This is a genomic window from Jeongeupia chitinilytica, from assembly GCF_014652315.1.
Lineage (GTDB): Bacteria > Pseudomonadota > Gammaproteobacteria > Burkholderiales > Chitinibacteraceae > Jeongeupia > Jeongeupia chitinilytica.
Window position 1 is genome coordinate 13624 of record NZ_BMYO01000008.1, and the last position, 18476, is coordinate 32099.

Genomic DNA, 18476 nt, shown 5'->3' on the forward strand with positions numbered 1-18476 from the left:
CTTGTGCGATACATGTGCGTACTGCGTACACCGCATCCACCCGGAGGAGCCGCCATGAGCAAAAAGAACAAGGAAGTCCGCAGTCCCGCTGCGCCCGTCGACGCACTCGGCAACAAGGCCTACACCAAGGAACTCAAGCATCTGCACGGCGAGCTGGTGAAGCTGCAGCAGTGGGTTGTCGCCAAGGGACTCAAGGTTTGCATCGTCTTCGAGGGCCGGGACGGTGCCGGCAAGGGCGGGACCATCAAGGCGCTCACCGAGCGCGTCAGTCCGCGCATCTTCCGTGTCGTGGCACTGCCGGCGCCGACCGAGCGCGAGAAAAGCCAGATGTATTTCCAGCGCTACATGCAGCATCTGCCGGCGGCCGGCGAAATCGTCATCTTTGACCGCAGCTGGTACAACCGCGCCGGTGTCGAACGCGTGATGGGCTTCTGCAGTACCGAGCAGGTCGAGAAGTTCCTCGAGTCGACGCCGCTGGCCGAACGCGCGATCGTCGAATCCGGCATCATCCTGCTCAAGTACTGGCTCGAAGTCAGCCCGGAGGAGCAGGAGCGGCGACTGCGCGACCGCATCGACGATCCGCGCAAGATCTGGAAACTGTCGCCGATGGACGTGAAGTCCTACGACCGCTGGGATGACTACACGCAGGCGCGCGACGACATGTTTGCCGCTACCGATACCTCGTGGGCGCCGTGGTTTGTCGCGCGCTCCGAGGACAAGAAGCGGGTGCGGCTCAACGTGATCCGCCACATTCTCGATCATGTGCCGTACGAGACGCTGCCGCGCGACGAGGTGAAGCTGCCCAAGCGCAAGGTCAAAACGCGCGACAGCAGCAACTATCCGTTCCGCTTCGTCGCCGAACCGTTCTGAGCGGCGGACAAAACAAAACCCGGTCGACGTGGCCTGCGTCGATCGGGTTTTTTACTGCTGCCGCCGGTCCCTCGTCCGCCCCGTCCGCGGTTCGCGAAAGAGTGCGCTGGCTCGTGGTGCGTGGGTTGCACCACACGGTTCACGTTCTCGTGGAACGCCCGTCTCGGTGGTTTACTGCCTGAATTGCGTTACCGGAACCGCAGTGCGCCACGCCCGGCGCGTTGCGGTGCGATTCATACCGTTTCGCCAATCTGCGGATTGACGCGCACGTTCTTGTTCATGAGCTTGTTGGCTGCCGAGATGTAGGCCTTGGCGCTGGCGACCAGAATGTCGGTGTCGGCGCCCTGGCCGTTGACGACGCGACCGTCGCGGCTCAGGCGTACCGTCACTTCGCCCTGGCTGTCGGTGCCCTGGGTGATCGCGTTGACCGAATACAGTTGCAGCTCGGCACCGGTGACCACCAGCGACTCGATGGCCTTGAACACGGCGTCGACCGGACCGTCGCCTTCGGCGTCGGCACGACGCTCCTGGCCGGCTTCGGTCATCACCAGATTGGCCACCGGGGTTTCGCCGGTTTCCGAGACCACCTTCAGCGAGGTCAGGCGGTAGGTTTCCTGCTCGATGGCGATCAGCTCGTCCGACACCAGCGCGTGCAGGTCTTCGTCGAAAATCTCGCGCTTCTTGTCGGCCAGCTCCTTGAAACGGGCGAATGCAGCGTTGAGCGCTTCTTCGCTGTCGAGCACGATGCCGAGTTCACCCAGCTTGGTCTTGAAGGCATTGCGGCCCGAGAGCTTGCCCAGCGTCAGCCGGTTGGTGGCCCAGCCGACCGATTCAGCGCTCATGATTTCGTAGGTTTCGCGGTGCTTGAGCACGCCGTCCTGGTGGATGCCCGACTCGTGCGAGAACGCATTGGCGCCGACGATGGCCTTGTTCGGCTGTACCGGATAGCCGGTCACGGTCGAAACGAGCTTGGACGTCGGGACGATCTGCGTCGCATCGACGCGGGTCTCTACGCCGAAGATGTCGTGGCGGGTTTTCACCGCCATGACGATTTCCTCGAGGCTGGCATTGCCGGCACGCTCGCCGAGCCCGTTGATCGTGCATTCGACCTGACGCGCGCCGCCCATGACCGCGGCGAGCGAGTTGGCGACGGCCATGCCGAGGTCGTCGTGGCAGTGGGCCGACCAGATCACGCTGTCGCCGCCCGGTGTCTTGGCAATCAGCTCGCGGAAGAAGCGTTCGGTCAGTTGCGGAACGGCGTAACCGACGGTGTCGGGGACGTTGATGGTCCTGGCGCCGGCCTTGATGACTTCGCCAAAAATGCGTGCAAGGAAGTCGATGTCGCTGCGCAGGGCGTCTTCGGCCGAGAACTCGATGTCGGCGGTGTATTCACCGGCGATCTTCACCGCCTTGACTGCCGCTGCAACGACCTCGTCCGGGCTCATGCGCAGCTTCTTCTCCATGTGGATCGGGCTGGTCGCGATGAAGGTATGGATGCGGCCCTTCGCGGCAGGGCGGATGGCCTCACCGGCGGCGCGCACGTCGCGTTCGTTCGCGCGCGCCAGTGAACAGACGGTCGACTCCCGGACGACTTCGGCAATGGCGCGAATCGATTCGGCGTCGCCGGGGCTGGCGGCGGCAAAGCCGGCTTCGATGATGTCGACGCCGAGTTTTTCCAGCTGCCGGGCCACGCGGATCTTTTCTTCACGGGTCATCGATGCGCCCGGCGACTGTTCGCCATCGCGCAAGGTCGTGTCGAAAATGTACAAACGCTCGCCCATGGCCGGTTCTCCCCAAGTGATCGACGCCGGCTGGGTGCCGGCAAGATAAGACTGGATGTTGAATTGGTGCCCGCGGCTGGCAGCGAGCTGCGCGAGCTTGTTGAGCTGGGAGAGCGGCAGCGTGCCGCGTTCGCGCCATTTGTAGATCGCCGCACGCGATACCGGCTCGTCCGGGAAGGCGATATTGAGCGCTTCTGCCAGCGGACCAGGGCCGCCGAATTCGGCGATCAGACGGTCGATGTCCAATTGCACGCTGTTCTCCTCAGGGTTGAGCTGCCAAGTTACGACTGTTTGGACGTTGTGTCAAAGATTTTTCGACGATCAGACAAAGAAAAAGCGCCCCTCAGGGCGCTTTTGGTGTTGTTGTCGGACGTTGTGTCCGATTACTGTGGCGGGTGCAGCTTGTTCCGGCGCAGCAACTGCCACAGCCAGTACAGGTAGCCGGAGACGCCGTAGCCGACGAAAAACAGGAACAGCGCCAGCGCCGGCTTGGCGGCGAGCACGATCAGCACCAGGACCATGATCAGCATCGCGTAGAAGGGCACGGTCTTGCGGACGTTGAACTCCTTGAAGCTCCAGAACCGCACGTTGACGACCATCGACAGGCCGGCGAGCAGCGTGAACGCCATCGCGACGAAGGGCAGCAGGTGGGTCAGCGGTTCGATTTCCTCGGAGAATTCGTGCACGTTCCACACCAGCCCGGCAACGATGCCGGCGGCGGCCGGACTGGCAAGGCCCTGGAACCAGCGCTTGTCGACCACGCCGATGTTGACGTTGAAGCGCGCCAGCCGCAGCGCCGCGCAGGCGCAGTAGACGAAGGCGATGATCCAGCCGGTCTTGCCGTAGTCCTTGAGCATCCACTCGTACGCGACCAGCGCCGGTGCGACGCCGAAACTGACCATGTCCGAGAGGCTGTCGAGCTGGGCGCCGAATTCCGACTGGGTATGCGTCAGCCGGGCGACGCGGCCGTCGAGACCGTCGAGGATCATCGCGACGAAGATGGCCACCGCAGCGTGTTCGAAGCGGTTGTTCATCGCCTGGACGATGGCGTAGAAACCGGCGAACAGGGCGCCCAGCGTGAACAGGTTGGGCAGCAGGTAAATGCTCTGGCGGCGCAGGTTCATCGGACTTTTGGTATTCGGGGTCATTGTGTCCTCTGGTTGTCGCGGCGTGGTCCGCCGCGGATATGGCATGACGCAGAGTTTAATACGGTACGCCCCGGTCCGGGGAGCGCGCTGCTGCCGTGCGGCACTGCGGGTGCCGCGACTCTTGCGCTACAATTGCCGGTTTGACGAAATCCGGAGCGCTGCGTGCCCGAACGCCTGAAAGTCCTGCTGCAGTACGCCTTGCCCAAACTGGCGCTGACCGTGTTCGCCGGCTGGGTTGCTACACCGGCGCGCGGCAAGGTGACGACGTGGATCATCCGCCGTTTCGTCGCCAAGTACGGCGTGAACATGCACGAAGCCGCCGAACCGGACATCGCCCGTTACGCCAGCTTCAACGACTTCTTTACCCGTGCGCTCAAGCCGGGTGTCCGGCCGCTGGCGGCGTCGCCGCTGGTGTGTCCGGTCGACGGCGCCATCTCCCAGTTTGGCCCGATCGCGCAGGACCAGATCTTCCAGGCCAAAGGCCACGGCTATTCGACCACCGCACTCGTCGGCGGTGACACGGCGCTGGCCAGCCGTTTCGACAACGGCAGCTTCGCGACGATCTACCTGAGCCCGAAGGACTACCACCGCATCCACATGCCGTGCGATGGCCGTCTGCTGCAGATGGTCTACGTGCCGGGCGAGCTGTTCTCGGTCAATCCGGCCACCGCGCGCCACGTGCCGGGGCTGTTTGCCCGCAACGAACGGGTGGTGTGCGAGTTCGAGGGCGAACACGGTCGCTTCGTCCTGGTGCTGGTCGGCGCGACCATCGTCGGCAGCATGGCCACCGTCTGGCACGGCCTCGTCAACCCGCCGCGCGACAAGGCGGTACGTCGCTGGGACTATCACGACCAGCAGATCTCGCTCAGGCGTGGCGAGGAAATGGGCCGCTTCCTGCTCGGCTCGACCGTCGTCCTGCTGTTCCCGCAGCCGGGCCTGCAATTTGCCGACGGCTGGTCACCGGCCGCACCGGTGCGGCTCGGCGAGGCGATGGCCGACTACCGCGACTGACTGCATCACCGCACCGGTCCGCCATCAGGACCGGTGCCTTGCCCGTCCTGCGCTCAGTTCTGAGACGCTTTTGACGGTTCCGCCGCTTCGGTGGAACCCGCTGACCCGCATTCCTGTTCGTTTTTCCGCATGCGTATCCGCCCACGGACGGTGGCGGACCGGCGACGCCGCCATTCCGGAAGCAACACCGGGAAATCTGTCTCATCGCTGATGCATTTCAGGTTTCCGGTCTCCTGCGTGATTTTGCATTTCCCTTGAAAATCATATGGATAGATCGATCTGGCACACAGCCTGCATTCCATCCGGCATGCGAATGTGCCGGAGTCGATCATGTTTCTTCCTCCTCTCGGGACCTTGTTGCGCCGTTCCGCTCTGGTGCTGGCACTGGCTGGCGGCAGCGTCCAGCCGGTCATGGCGGAAGACGGCACCATTCTGGTTCAACGCCATGTGGCACCGCGCACGGCTTTTCGTGCTGACAGTCCCAAATCACCGAAAGTGATCGAAGTGCAGGTGTCGCCGGCGGCCACGGTCACGGCCCAGACGCAATCCATCGTCGGCATGGGCAGTAGCGACGACGCGCTGCTGGGCGACATGCGTGCCGGCCAGATGCCAACGCAGGCCGGCGGCGCCACCGCGATGGCCGCAGGACAGAGCGCTGTCGCACTTGGCAACGCCGCCGGCGCCGCGCCGAGCGGAGCCGGGCGTTCTACCGGCAGTGGCGGCTTCGTGGGCGGGATCGGCAACACGGTGGTGAACGCCATGTCGCCGATTCTGGCCCGCTGATGCGTGGGCAGCACAAGGAGAACCGCGATGAACCGGATGCCGAGTATTCCGTTGCTGCTTGCCTGCACCGCACTGGGGGTGTCGGCAGCGGCCCACGCAGTGGATACCGCCTTGATCAGCGATAGCGGCATCGGTGCACAGGGCGTGCTGTCGGTGAACGTGAGTGCCGGGGAGTACAACCAGGCAGCCAACCTGCGGGCGATTGCGGTCAATCCCGACGGCACGGCCGTCGCGGTGGTCAAGGGCGGGGCGGTGCAGGGGACGGTAGAAAAGCCCGCGATCGGCAGCGTTCAGACGGCGCACATCGGCGGTGCGGCCTTTGCGGGATTCAACGGCGTGCTCGGTGTCAACCAGCAGGCCGGCCGGGGCAACGTCAGTGCCAACCTGCTCGGTGTGGCCATGGGGGCAAAGACCGGCGTGGCCACCTCGTTCGAGGTTTCGCACGCCGACGACAGTCTGCTGGCGGGCAACGCAGCCAATCCCCTGCAGCAGGTGCTGGGCGAGGCGACGTCGGTACAGCAGGTCGGAATCGACTCCGGCGCTTTTCTGGGCGCCTCGGGGGTGGTGCAGATCAACCAGGTGGCAGGGAACGGCAACGTGACAAGCAACGCGCTTGCGGTGCAGTTCTCGCATCCGCCCGGTTTATAAAAAGGCCTGCAAACAGGTCATCGGGTTGTATCCGGGAAGTACTTTTATCAAGTATTGAGGAGCAGCAAAATGAAAACCCTGAAACTCACCGCAGTCGCACTGGCTTTTGCAGGCATGTCGAGCATGGCCTTTGCCGAAGCCGATCTGGATTTCGACGCCGCTTTCGCGCTGTCGCTCATCGGGGACGTCACCGGCACTGCCGATCTGATGGTCAACACCTTCAACAACAGTGACACCTCGGTCAGTGTCCATGCCGTCGGTGTCGGCGTGCTGGGCGGCGCCGCGGTGCTCGGTACCACCGCGGCAGATGCCAAGGTCAACTCGGTACAGAAGAGCATCGACAACAACAGCCTGGTCGTCGGTACCTCGGCCGCCGGCGTCAACCTGTCCGGTCTCGGCGTGCTCGGCAACATGGGGCTGAACGCCACCGCCGGCAACGGCAACCAGCAGGCCAACTCGCTGGCGATTGCCACCACCAACAGCGGTGCTACCGTTGGCGGCATTACCATTCAACTGCCGCCGCTGCCACCGATCAACCTTGGTGTGCCTGCCATCGGCGTGGCAACGGCTGACGTGAACTACGAGCAGAACAGCGAGCTGAATGATGCCTACGTGTTCGGCTTCACCGTGCTGCCGACGACGGCGGCCGGCGTGACCGGCAGCGTGATCGGCTTCGCCGGTAACGGCGGCGTGAACTCGTCGGCCGGTGTGGGCAACCAGCAGGGCAACTACACCGCCATCGCGTCGGTCAACCATGGTGCGCTGGCTGTCGCCAATACCGGCGGCCTGCAGCTGAGCGACCACAACGACACGCTGCAAGGCGCATTCCTCGACAACCTGTCCGGCATCAACGCATCCGTTATCGCCGTGGCCGGCAATATCGGGGTGAACTCGGCTGCCGGTATCGGCAACCAGCAAGTCAACACCCTCTCGATCGCGTCGGCTTATCAGTAAGTCTCGCGTTCCCGGCAAAGCGGAGGGCTTCGGTCTTCCGCTTTGTCACGTCTGTTCGTTTTGATTTCCGTCGTCAGGCCTGCTGACCGTCAGCATCGGTCCTGGCTGGCGGTCGTCATGGCATGCGGTTCGCCCGTCGAAATCCCGGAAACACCGGGCGGACACGATTGGTGGGTGGCACCGTGCCGGAACATACTGCTGCACGCCACGCCACGCCACGCCACGCCACGCCACGCCACGCCACGCCACGCCACGCCACGCCACGCCACGCCACGCCACGCCACGCCACGCCACGCCACGCCACGCCACGCCACGCCACGCCACGCCACGCCACGCCACGCCACGCCACGCCACGCCACGCCACGCCACGCCACGCCACGCCACGCCACGCCACGCCACGCCACGCCACGCCACGCCACGCCACGCCACGCCACGCCACGCCACGCCACGCCACGCCACGCCACGCCACGCCACGCCACGCCACGCCACGCCACGCCACGCCACGCCACGCCACGCCACGCCACGCCACGCCACGCCACGCCACGCCACGCCACGCCACGCCACGCCACGCCACGCCACGCCACGCCACGCCACGCCACGCCACGCCACGCCACGCCACGCCACGCCACGCCACGCCACGCCACGCCACGCCACGCCACGCCACGCCACGCCACGCCACGCCACGCCACGCCACGCCACGCCACGCCACGCCACGCCACGCCACGCCACGCCACGCCACGCCACGCCACGCCACGCCACGCCACGCCACGCCACGCCACGCCACGCCACGCCACGCCACGCCACGCCACGCCACGCCACGCCACGCCACGCCACGCCACGCCGCATCCGCTTGCGCGTCTCCAGCACTCCTTCTTTGCCTTCGGCCTGTGGGCACACGCCCGCCATTTCATCGTTGAGACAGTTTTGGCGGTTCCGGGGCGACCCCGTTCCCGTCGAAGGCGCATGAATGTTGGGTTCTCGCTGTTTTGTCCCGAAACCGTCAGGGGTTTCGGGGGCGGACCTGGCAGATCGCTTTCTCAGCCCTCATAAGCGTCTCAGATCTGATTCAAAACAGGAAATCGCCGTAAGGGCGTAAAGAAAAAATCCATATTAATCATAACTTTAGTTTGTCTGGCACGGCGCCTGCATGGATAGCGACAAGTGAAAACCCAGTACCGACCGTAGCGCCCCCCCACTGCCGTTACCAAGGCACATGTTGTTAAGGCGTTTCCGGTTCGGGCTTCCGCGGATTTCACGATTGGGGCGTCGGATGTTGAGGTTCGACGTAGAAGCGATCAGGTGGCCAACAGCCATGCAGTACAGCAAATCGTGCCCATCCGTTTTCTTGACGTAACCCTGTCCGCTTGCGGACCCGAGCAGTGCAATCAAGCAAATTTACTTGTTCTGAGGAGAAGCGAAATGAAAACCCTGAAACTCACCGCTGTCGCGCTGGCCCTTGCAACCATGTCGGGCGTGGCCATGGCCGAAGCCGATCTGGATCTGGATGCCGCACTGAAACTGTCGCTGATCGCCGATGTCACCGGCACGGCCGACTTCATGGTCAATACCTCGGTCAACAGCGATACCTCGGTCAGCGTGCACGCCGTCGGCGTCGGTGTGGCGGGCGGCGCACTGGTTGCGGGTACGACGGCTGCCGACGCCAAGGTTGACCCGGTGCAAAAGAGCATCGACAACAACAGCCTCATCGTCGGTACCTCGGCGTCCGGCGTGAACCTGTCCGGTATCGGCGTGCTCGGCAACATGGGCCTGAACGATGCCGCCGGCAACGGCAACCAGCAGTCCAACTCGCTGGCCATCGCCACCACCAACAGCGGTGCCACCGTCGGCGGCATTACCATTCAACTGCCGCCGCTGCCGCCGATCAACCTTGGCGTGCCTGCCGTCGGTGTGGCTTCGGCTGACGTTACCTACGAGCAAAACAGCGAGCTGAACGATACCCTGGTGTTCAGCCTCGTCCCGGTCCTGCCGAGCACCGCATCGGGTGTCAACGGCAGCGTGATCGGCTTTGCCGGTAACGGTGGCGTCAACTCGGCTGCCGGTGTGGGCAACCAGCAAGGCAACTACACCGCGATCGCATCGGTCAACCACGGTGCACTGGCTGTCGCCAACACCGGTGGCCTGCAACTGAGCGACCACAACGACACGCTGCAAGGCGTGTTCCTCGACAACCTGTCCGGCATCAACGCTTCCGTCATCGCCGTGGCAGGCAACATCGGGGTGAACTCGGCAGCCGGTATCGGCAACCAGCAAGTCAACACCCTCTCGATCGCATCGGCTTACCAATAAGCGCTCAAGGAGGATGGAATGCGGAGGAGGCAACTCCTCCGCATTCTGCTCATCATGAAAACACCGCTGATTGCATTGCTGCTGATGTCCGCAACGCTGGCTGGCGCTGCCGACATGCCGATCCCTGGGTTCACCGGTGACGTGCGGCCGCAGCTGCGGGCCAAGAGCCTGCGGGAAATCCGCTTCAACAACGTGGTCGAGCAGAAAACCGATTTCAGTTGCGGCGCAGCGACGCTGGCAACGATCCTGCGCTACGCCTACGGGCTGGATGCGCCGGAAGAGGTGGTACTGAAGGGCATGATCAGCGAAACCAACGAAGAAACCGTACGCAAGCTGGGCTTCTCGATGCTGGACATGAAGCGTTATGTCGAAGCGCTGGGGTTTCGCAGCAAGGGGTACAAACTGCAGCCGGAAGCGCTGCAGGCGTTGAAGATTCCGGCGATCACGCTGCTGGATACCAACGGCTACAAGCATTTTGTGGTGATACGCAAGGCGACGGCGACCACGGTCTACGTTGCCGACCCGTCAGTGGGCAACCGCGAAATCAGCATGGACGAATTCGTGCCGCAATGGAGCGGCGTGTTGCTGGCCGTGGTCGGACACGGTTACCGGGTGGACAACCCGCTGGTGCGGATCACGCCGCGCTTGTCGGCCCGGGCCGGCGTCAATGCCGCGCAGCCGGTACCGACTGCGGACCTGATCGAATACGGATTCATGCACAGCGACTTCTTCTGATCATCGCGATCGGAAAGCGAGGGCACTATGGACAAGCGTTACTGGTTGGGACTCGTGGCTGCTTCGGCAATGGCGCCGCTGTTTGCCGCGCCCACTTCCGCCAGCCCGCTGGCCTTTTCGGCGCTGGATGACCAGAGCCTGGCCGAACTGCGTGGGCGCTACATCAACGCCGGCGAGGTCCTGCATTTCGGAGTGCAGCTGGCCTCGGTCTGGACCCGGCCGGACGGTTCGCGGGTTGGCGGGGCAATTGCACTGGATGTCGGCCCTGACCGGCAGGCGACGGTGACGCGCTACCAGCTGAACAATACGGCGGGCAATGCCGCGAGTGTGGGGGCGACCAATGCGTCACCGGTCGACGTGAAAGGGGTGTCGCAGGTGAACCAGGTTGCCGGTAGCGGCAATGTGGCAAGCAACCTGGCGCAGATCCATCTGGCGGAAGGCGACGTCAAGATTGCCCCGTCGGCGGCCGAAGGCTGGCAGATCGTACCGACGCTGGTTTCGGACACCGGTGAAGCGCTGACATTGTCGGTGAGTGGCGGGCTGGCCGGTGTTGCTTCGCAGTCGATCGGGGGCGGCAAGCTGTCCCAGGCATCGCAAATCAAGGGCAGCGGCATGTCGGTGAGCAATGCGATGCAGATCATAGTCGGATTGAAGCCGGGAGCCATCGGCCGCGGCAATGGCGACAACTGGATTCCGTCGCTGACCCAGGGGCTGCGCTGAAATCGGCGCGGGCCTACTGGTCCGCGTTTTCCGCGCCGCTTTCGCCCTCGGCGGCTGCGCCGAGGACTTCCGCGCCGTCTGCCGGCACGGGAACGCCGAGATGGCGCTGCATCAACCGGTAGAATGTCGCCCGGGACACCCCGAGCTCCTGCGCAGCCTTGACGTTGCTGCCGTTGTGCAGCGCCAGCGCCATGCGCACCGCGTCGCGTTCCGCCTCCTTGCGTACCTTTTCCAGCGTTCGGCCCTCCGACGGCGCGCTCGGATTCAGGCCCATGTCCTGCGGCTTGATGTTGCGGCCGCTGGCCATGACGAGGCCCTGGCAAATCCGGTTGGTCAGCTCGCGTACGTTGCCGGGCCATGAATAATTGACCATGGCGCGGCCGGTCTCGGTCGAGAGCCGCTTGCGGGTCACGCCCAGCCGGCCGGCGTGGAAGTCCAGCAGGTAGTGGGCGATCGGCAGGATATCGCTGTGCCGTTCGCGCAGCGGCGGCAGATGCAGGCGACAGACATTGAGCCGGTAGAACAGGTCTTCGCGGAAACGGCCGAGCGCGATCGCCTTCGGCAGATCGACATGCGTTGCCGAGATCACCCGGGCATTGACCGCTATCGGCGTGTTGCCACCCACACGATCGATGATGCCTTCCTGCAGGAAACGCAGCAGATTGACCTGGGTGTCGAAGGTCATGTCGCCGATTTCGTCGAGAAAGAGCGTCCCCTTGTTGGCGGCTTCGATCCGGCCGATGCGCTTTTCCGATGCGCCGGTGAACGCGCCGCGCTCGTGGCCGAACAGTTCCGACTGGACGAGGTTGGCCGGCAGGCTGCCGCAATTGACCGCCACAAACGGCGCATCGGTACGCGGCGACTGCTGGTGCAGCGCCCGGGCGATCAGCTCCTTGCCGGTGCCCGATTCGCCACTGATCAGCACGTTGACATCGGTCGGAGCAATCTTGCGGATGTCGCGCCGGATGCGCTGGATGCTCGGATGCTCACCGATGATTTCGCTCTGGACTTCGTCCTCGTTGGCCTGTTGGCTGCGGTGCAGCGTCACCATGCCGTGGGCGCGCCCGAGCGTGACGATCAGCACGCCGGGATTCACCGGCAGGCTGTGATAGTCGTAGCAGAACTCGTCGATGAAGCGGGCGACCGCCGGGCTGCCGAGCAGACGCTGTTCGACCAGCAGGATCCAGGCCAGATCGTGTTTGGCAAATTGCGGCGCCAGTTTGGCCAGCTTGTTCAGCAAGTGTTCGTCGGCGTAGATCAACCCGGCCGTGGCGTTGCCGACATGACGGACGCTGGCCAGGCGCTGGGCGTCGGGGATATGCATGACCTGCCAGCCGGACGCACTCAGCACCGAATGCCAGGGCTCCTTGATGCTGCCGCCCACCTGGAACAGGAACTTGTCTGCAATGCTCATCTTGCTTCTCCGCTGCGCTGCGCAGGCCGAGCGTCAGAAGTTGTACGGCATCTTGACCGAAACGGCGTAGTTGGCCGCCTCAGGCGTCAGGCCGATGGCGAGGTTGGGAATGATCGACAGGTTCTTGTTCACCGCGTAGGTCATGCCGACGTTGAAGTTGGCGACGTTGGCATCGCTGCCGGTGACTTCGCTCCAGGGACCGCCCTGGGAGCGGACGCGGCTCTTGCTGACCAGTTGCTGCGAGTACGACAGCCCGAGGCTGAGTTTTTCATTCAGCGCAAAAGCGGTGCCGGCGCCAAACTGGAAGCTGCTGCCCTGCTGGACTTCGCCCGGCTGGGTCGTGTCGACGTTGGAGCTGATGTCGTCGTAGCTGTTCTTGAAGTAGTAGGTGTAGCCGAAGTTGGCGAAGATCACCGCGGGGTCGACGGTCTTGACCACGGCGATGCCTGCCGTCGTTCCCCAGGCACCGTTGCCGGTTGGCAGCTCGGTCGGAATCATCAGGTTGCCGTTGCTGTTCTCCACTTCCTTGAGCTTGATCCCGTACGGTGATTTGCCGGTCGGTGCGCGGACGTTGAGGCTGACGGTCGTGTCCGGCCAGTCGAGGGTTTCCTGCATCAGCTTGTAGGCGACGCCGAAGCTGACGTCGCCCAGCCGCGGCGAGCGCGAGACGTTGCCTTCGGAGACCGAGGTGCCGGCGCCACCGGCACCACCGGAAAAGTAGTCGGCATTCCGTGCCACCAGCGGTGCACTGAGCTCGAACTGCCAGCGCGGGGAGGGGGAGTAGCGGCCGGTCACGTCCAGCGTGTAGGTGTCCTGCTTGGTGCGATCGAGGTTGATGTTGCCGAGGAAGATCGAATCCAGCGCCAGGAACCCGTTGAGTTTGAGTTCGCGGGTGTCGTAGTGGCTGTAGGTCAGACCGGTTTCGATGGAGTAGCGGCTGCTCGAGTTGAAGCCGCTGGCGGTCTGGTAGATGTCTTCGACGCTTTTCGGTGCATCGCCGGATGTCTTGGAGTCGGGCGCTGGCGGAAGGGGCGGCAGCACCGGTCGGGGCGGTGCAACGGCGGCGGTCGTGGTGGCCGCAGCGACTGCGGGGGCGGCGGTACCGGCGGCAGCGGGTTTGACTGCCGGCGCAGCGGCAACGGTGCCCGTCAGTTTGTCGTTCAAATCGCCGACCATTTTCTGCAGCGAGGCAATCTGCTTTTCCAGGGAGGAAAGCTTGTCGGCCTGGGCCTTGTTGGCCTTTTTCAGTTGTTCGATCTGGGATTGCTGGCTTGCCGTGGGCGCCGCCATTGCAACATGACACGACAGCGCCATGACCGTGAGCGGGACGGTGCAGATACGTTGGTCCATAAGCGTTCCTGAGCGAGGGGGGCGACCGAGGGACACGTGGATCACCAACACCGGTGCAGGTGGCTGATGGATCACGCTATGGTTGCGTGAAATTGGCTGGTCCCTTTCTTCTCTCTATAGCAGTTCTTTCTCAGGATAAAAACCAGCGTTACTTTCCGTGAATGTAAAACAGCCACCCATTGGGTGGCTGTTGACAGGTGCGAACCGGTTCAGCGCGGATGCAGCAACGAGCGTTTCCGGGCGTAGGCGAAGTAGACGACGAAACCGATGCTCAACCAGATGCCGAACGCCATCCAGGTGATGGATTGCAGGTTGAGCATCAGGAACACGCAGAAACCGACGGCCAGCAGCGGTACGCCCGGGACGCCCGGGCACCTGAAAGCGCGATGCAGATCCGGCTTGGTCTTGCGCAGCACCAGCACCGCCACCGAAATCAGCGTGAAGGCCGCCAGCGTGCCGATGTTGATCAGCTCCGCCAGCACGTTCAGCGGGACCAGTGCGGCAAACAGCGAAAACACGATACCGATCAGCCAGGTGGTGACGAACGGTGTCGAAAAGCGCGGGTGGACCTTCGACAGCACCGGTGGCAGCAGACCGTCGCGGCTCATCGCAAAGATTACGCGGCTCTGGCCGTAAGCCATCACCAGAATCACCGTGGTCATCCCGAGGATGGCGCCGAGGTCGATAAAGCCGGCAACCCAGTTCTGGCCGGCGTACTGCAGCGCCAGCGAGACCGGGTGGTCGATCCCGGCGAACTTCGGATACGGCACGATGCCGGTCATGATGGCCGAGACGACCACGTACAGGATGGTGCAGACCGCCAGCGAGCCGATGATGCCGATCGGCAGGTCGCGTTTCGGGTTCTTCACTTCCTCGGCTGCCGAGGTGACCGCGTCGAAGCCGATGAAGGCGAAGAACACCAGCGCCGCTGCGCTGAAGACGCCGGAGAAACCGAACGGCATGAACGGTGCCCAGTTGGCCGGTTTGACGTAACCGGCACCGACGACGATGAACAGCAGCACGATGCCGACCTTGATCGCCACCATCAGGTTGTTCAGCTTGGCAAAGCCCTGCACGCCGATCGACAGTAAGGCGGTGATCGCCAGCATGATGACGAAGGCCGGCAGGTTGAACAGTGTGGTTTCGCCGGGTACGGCGCCCGGTGCGGCGGTCAGCAGCGTCGGCAGGTGAATGCCGAAGCCGCCGATCAGCGACTGGAAGTAGCCGGACCAGCCGACCGAGACCGCCGACGCGGCCAGGCCGTACTCGAGCATCAGGTCCCAGCCGATCATCCAGGCGACGATTTCACCGAGCGTGGCGTAGGAATAGGTGTAGACCGAGCCCGACACCGGAATCGCCGAGGCGAATTCGGCATAGCACAGCGCGGCAAAGCCGCAGGCCATGGCCGCGACGACGAAGGACAGTGTCAGTGCCGGGCCGGCGGTCAGTGCACCGGTGCCGGTGAGGACGAAGATGCCGGTGCCGATGATGGCGCCGATGCCCATGAGGACAAGGTCGACGGGACCGAGCACGCGCTTGAGGCCGCCGGCACTGTTGGCGGTGGATGCGATCAGCGCATCGATGTTTTTGGTACGGAAAAGACTCATGACGGGCGACTTCTGCAAGGGCGACGGCTGCGGGCCGTGGCCCGGTGGACGGGAACACTTGGCAGAAACCCGGTAGGGTCAGCTGGACCGTGGCGCAATACGCGGCCGGATAGGCAGGCGCTGCGAGGTCGGTCGGAGGACGGATCGGCGGACTCTATGCCTGCGCCGTAAGCGCGGACATTGGTGATTTCCCGAGGGTGTTATGCCCGTTTGTCGGTCTAACTGTACTGGTCAGCGTCGGAGAAAGACCGGTGCAGCCAGGAGAAAGCCGTTGATCGCAGATCTGTCCTCATCCGGGCGGGGGCTTTCAGATGAAGGTTTTCAAGGGCAGGTGCCCGTCACCGATGCAATTGCTTGCAGTATCGGGGAGTCGTGGCCCAAAGCGCCGGCAGTGCCGGCGCGCACGATGTCTGTCCTGAATTTCTTTGTGCCAGCTGTTGTTTTTTGTAAGTAATCTGTGATGTTGGTAGAATTGCGGACCCTGTTTTCGCGATGGATGTCATGGAAAATTCCGGCAAGCAGCCCGACCCCGCCGCACAAGCGTCCACCCCGCGACGCCAGCGGCGATGGCGCGCACTCAAATGGGGTCTGACCGGCGCTGCGGTTGCCGTGCTGGGCGTGATCCTGCTGGGCGTCGCGGTATATCGCAGCCAGCCCGACCGGAACGCCCGCGACGCCGTCGCTGCGGTGATGCAGAACGAATACGGTGCGTATTCCGACGAAAACGAAGGGTGGCTCTATCGCGACGAGCGGGCGACCTTTGTGATGCATGTACTCAGTGAAACGCAGGTCGACCTCGACGGCACGCCACGCCTGTTGCTGGGCGTCGCCGGGCAGGTGCTTGGCGACGATGTCGAGCTTCTGGGCACCATCCAGTACCGCTACTTCGTGGTCGACATGCGTGGCAAGAACGCGGAAACGCTCCAGTACTGGAGTACGAGCGGCAGCATCAGGAATCCGTTGCCGGTGCAACGCGTGGAGGTGAGCCTTTTCCGTCCCGGCAAGGGGCTGTACGGCTGGCAACTGGACTATGACTACGGCGAAGGCTCCGAGGAATCGGCCCAGCTGTCGTCGCGGGACCTGTTCGTACTCGATGCAAAGCGCGAGCGGATTGTATATTCCGGGGCCTTGCCGCTCCGTTTCGACAACTCGGGCATCTGCAAGCAGTCCTTGCCGGAGGCCTCCCGGCCGGTGACGCCGGAAACGGAGGCGGGTGCAAGTATGGTGGTTGCGGCCAATGAACCGGACGAAGCGCCGGAGCCGGCAACGCCGTGCGAGCGCAAGACGGTGAGTTACACGCTCAAGCCGCAGCCAGGCAGCCTCGTCGATGCGCTGGTTGCACAGGCCGAGGTCGAAGAATCGGGGGCCAGACGCACCGTTGTCGGGCTGGTCAGGTTTGACCCGCACAGCTTCAAGCTCAGGATGCCCGCGTCGATTTCGGGGCTGTTTAACGGCGCGGACTAGCCGGCAGGACCGACGGGCCCTGACCGGTTGCACAGCGAAAAAAACGGCCAGCGAAGGCTGGCCGTTTCGGGTGATGCGTCGAATCCGGATCAGTTCTTCGACTGGTCGACGATCTTGTTGGCCTGGATCCACGGCATCATCGCGCGCAGCTTGGCGCCGACGACTTCGATGCCGTGTGCCGCGTTGTTGCGACGGGCTGCGGTCATCGATGCGTAGTTGGTCTGGCCTTCCAGAATGAACTGCTTGGCGTATTCGCCGGTCTGGATGTTCTTCAGCGCCTGGCGCATGGCCTTGCGCGATTCCTCGTTGATCACCTTCGGGCCGGTCACGTATTCACCGTATTCGGCATTGTTGGAGATCGAGTAGTTCATGTTGGCGATGCCGCCTTCGAACATCAGGTCGACGATCAGCTTCAGCTCGTGCAGGCACTCGAAGTAGGCCATTTCCGGCTCGTAGCCCGCTTCGACCAGGGTTTCGTAACCCATCTTCACCAGCTCGACGGCGCCACCGCACAGCACGGCCTGTTCGCCGAACAGGTCGGTTTCGGTTTCGTCCTTGAAGGTGGTTTCGATGATGCCGGTACGGCCGCCGCCGACGCCCGAAGCGTACGACAGGGCGGTCTGCTTGGCCTTGCCCGATGCATCCTGGAAGATCGCGATCAGGTCGGGCACGCCGCCGCCACGGACGAACTCGGAGCGCACGGTGTGGCCCGGGGCCTTCGGCGCGACCATGATCACGTCCAGATCCTTGCGCGGCACGACCTGGTTGTAATGGATCGCGAAGCCGTGTGCGAACGCCAGCGTGGCGCCCTGCTTGATGTTCGGCTCGATCTCGTTCTTGTACAGCTGCGACTGGAATTCGTCCGGGGTCAGGATCATGACCACGTCGGCGCCGGCAACGGCGGTCTTCACGTCGGTGACCTTCAGGCCGTGGGCTTCGGCTTTCTTCACGGTCGCCGAACCGGCGCGCAGGCCGACGGTGACGTCCACGCCCGAATCCTTCAGGTTGCAGGCATGGGCGTGGCCTTGCGAGCCGTAGCCGATGATCGCGACTTTCTTGCCGCGGATGATCGAGATGTCACAATCTTTGTCGTAAAAAACGTTCAGTGCCATGAGATTCACTCCTGTGAGATTGGGGGCGAGGCGCCAGGCGGATCGTCCGGCCCGCACGCCTCACGCAAATGGTTTCAGACGCGCAGGATGCGCTCGCCGCGGCCGATGCCCGAGGCTCCGGTACGGACGGTTTCAAGGATCACTGCCGGGTCGATCGCCTTGATGAAGGCGTCGAGCTTGTCGCCGGCACCGGTCAGTTCGATCGTGTAGCTCTTTTCGGTCACGTCGATGATGCGGCCGCGGAAGATTTCCGCCATCCGCTTCATCTCGTCGCGGTCCTTGCCGGTGGCGCGCACCTTGATCAGCATCAGCTCGCGCTCGATGTGCTCGGCCTCGTTCAGGTCGATCACCTTGACCACCTCGATCAGCTTGTTGAGCTGTTTGGTGATCTGCTCGATCACGTCGTCCGAACCGTGGGTGACGATCGTCATGCGTGAGAGCGTCGCGTCTTCGGTGGTTTGCACCGTCAGCGAGTCGATGTTGTAGCCGCGTGCCGAAAACAGCCCGGTGACGCGCGACAGCGCGCCGGCTTCGTTCTCGATCAGGATGGAAAGAATGTGTCGCATGTTCGT

General features: G+C 63.7%; 17 protein-coding genes. 9 read left to right on the forward strand and 8 right to left on the reverse strand.

Translation table 11 applies throughout. The annotated features are described in order from the left end of the window. Window positions 1-54 precede the first annotated feature (54 nt). A complete protein-coding gene (gene ppk2 / locus IE097_RS14515; RefSeq protein WP_189461575.1) occupies window positions 55-870 on the forward strand; it encodes a polyphosphate kinase 2 in 816 nt (271 codons plus the stop codon). Window positions 871-1103: 233 nt separating this feature from the next. Here ppk2 and IE097_RS14520 read toward each other — a convergent pair whose 3' ends face one another. Both IE097_RS14520 and pssA read right to left on the reverse strand, forming a co-directional pair. Further along, window positions 1104-2903: a 2-isopropylmalate synthase gene (locus IE097_RS14520; RefSeq protein ID WP_189461576.1), complete on the reverse strand. Its 1800-nt coding sequence runs from the start codon at window positions 2901-2903 to the stop codon at window positions 1104-1106. Window positions 2904-3034: 131 nt separating this feature from the next. After that, entirely contained in the window at window positions 3035-3799 is a 765-nt protein-coding gene (pssA, locus tag IE097_RS14525; RefSeq protein WP_229797605.1) for a CDP-diacylglycerol--serine O-phosphatidyltransferase, read from the reverse strand. 162 nt (window positions 3800-3961) lie between these two features. Here pssA and asd point away from each other — a divergent pair, with 162 nt between their 5' ends. From asd to IE097_RS14545, 4 genes are all read left to right on the forward strand, one after another. Continuing rightward, window positions 3962-4810, forward strand: coding sequence for an archaetidylserine decarboxylase (gene asd, locus IE097_RS14530; RefSeq protein WP_189461578.1), 849 nt, complete (start codon window positions 3962-3964; stop codon window positions 4808-4810). A 330-nt stretch (window positions 4811-5140) separates the two neighbouring features. Beyond that, window positions 5141-5593 carry a FapA family amyloid fibril periplasmic chaperone gene (locus IE097_RS14535; RefSeq protein ID WP_189461579.1) on the forward strand — a complete coding sequence of 151 codons (453 nt, stop codon included), beginning with the start codon at window positions 5141-5143 and terminating at the stop codon, window positions 5591-5593. A 27-nt stretch (window positions 5594-5620) separates the two neighbouring features. Further along, entirely contained in the window at window positions 5621-6241 is a 621-nt protein-coding gene (locus IE097_RS14540) for a FapB/FapC family functional amyloid domain-containing protein (protein WP_189461580.1), read from the forward strand. Window positions 6242-6310: 69 nt separating this feature from the next. Next, complete coding sequence (locus IE097_RS14545) at window positions 6311-7195, forward strand: FapB/FapC family functional amyloid domain-containing protein (RefSeq protein WP_189461581.1); 885 nt, start codon at window positions 6311-6313, stop codon at window positions 7193-7195. Window positions 7196-7284: 89 nt separating this feature from the next. Here the strand turns inward: IE097_RS14545 and IE097_RS14550 are convergent, their stop codons facing one another. Further along, complete coding sequence (locus tag IE097_RS14550) at window positions 7285-8034, reverse strand: pentapeptide repeat-containing protein (protein ID WP_189461582.1); 750 nt, start codon at window positions 8032-8034, stop codon at window positions 7285-7287. 580 nt (window positions 8035-8614) lie between these two features. Here IE097_RS14550 and IE097_RS14555 point away from each other — a divergent pair. From IE097_RS14555 to IE097_RS14565, 3 genes are read left to right on the forward strand one after another with little or no spacing between them, the layout of a single operon-like run. After that, entirely contained in the window at window positions 8615-9502 is an 888-nt protein-coding gene (locus IE097_RS14555) for a FapB/FapC family functional amyloid domain-containing protein (protein WP_189461583.1), read from the forward strand. A gap of 54 nt (window positions 9503-9556) precedes the next feature. Further along, window positions 9557-10237 (forward strand): C39 family peptidase, encoded by a 681-nt coding sequence (locus IE097_RS14560; RefSeq protein WP_189461584.1) that lies wholly within the window; start codon window positions 9557-9559, stop codon window positions 10235-10237. Between the two features lie 27 nt (window positions 10238-10264). After that, complete coding sequence (locus tag IE097_RS14565; protein ID WP_189461585.1) at window positions 10265-10957, forward strand: hypothetical protein; 693 nt, start codon at window positions 10265-10267, stop codon at window positions 10955-10957. A gap of 13 nt (window positions 10958-10970) precedes the next feature. Here the strand turns inward: IE097_RS14565 and IE097_RS14570 are convergent, their stop codons facing one another. The 3 genes from IE097_RS14570 to bcaP all read right to left on the reverse strand — a co-directional run bounded on the left by IE097_RS14570 (window position 10971) and on the right by bcaP (window position 15328). Further along, window positions 10971-12371, reverse strand: a complete 1401-nt coding sequence (locus IE097_RS14570) for a sigma-54 dependent transcriptional regulator (protein ID WP_189461586.1) — start codon at window positions 12369-12371, stop codon at window positions 10971-10973. Between the two features lie 33 nt (window positions 12372-12404). Then, window positions 12405-13721 (reverse strand): transporter, encoded by a 1317-nt coding sequence (locus IE097_RS14575; protein WP_189461587.1) that lies wholly within the window; start codon window positions 13719-13721, stop codon window positions 12405-12407. A 209-nt stretch (window positions 13722-13930) separates the two neighbouring features. Further along, window positions 13931-15328 carry a branched-chain amino acid transporter BcaP gene (bcaP, locus tag IE097_RS14580; RefSeq protein WP_189461588.1) on the reverse strand — a complete coding sequence of 466 codons (1398 nt, stop codon included), beginning with the start codon at window positions 15326-15328 and terminating at the stop codon, window positions 13931-13933. 501 nt (window positions 15329-15829) lie between these two features. Between bcaP and IE097_RS14585 the strand changes: the two genes are divergently transcribed. Beyond that, window positions 15830-16792: a hypothetical protein gene (locus IE097_RS14585; protein WP_189461589.1), complete on the forward strand. Its 963-nt coding sequence runs from the start codon at window positions 15830-15832 to the stop codon at window positions 16790-16792. 89 nt (window positions 16793-16881) lie between these two features. Here the strand turns inward: IE097_RS14585 and ilvC are convergent, their stop codons facing one another. Both ilvC and ilvN read right to left on the reverse strand, forming a co-directional pair. Further along, complete coding sequence (ilvC, locus tag IE097_RS14590; protein ID WP_189461796.1) at window positions 16882-17898, reverse strand: ketol-acid reductoisomerase; 1017 nt, start codon at window positions 17896-17898, stop codon at window positions 16882-16884. Between the two features lie 80 nt (window positions 17899-17978). Then, on the reverse strand, window positions 17979-18470 hold the full coding sequence (ilvN, locus tag IE097_RS14595; RefSeq protein ID WP_189461590.1) for an acetolactate synthase small subunit: 492 nt from the start codon (window positions 18468-18470) through the stop codon (window positions 17979-17981). Window positions 18471-18476: the final 6 nt, after the last annotated feature.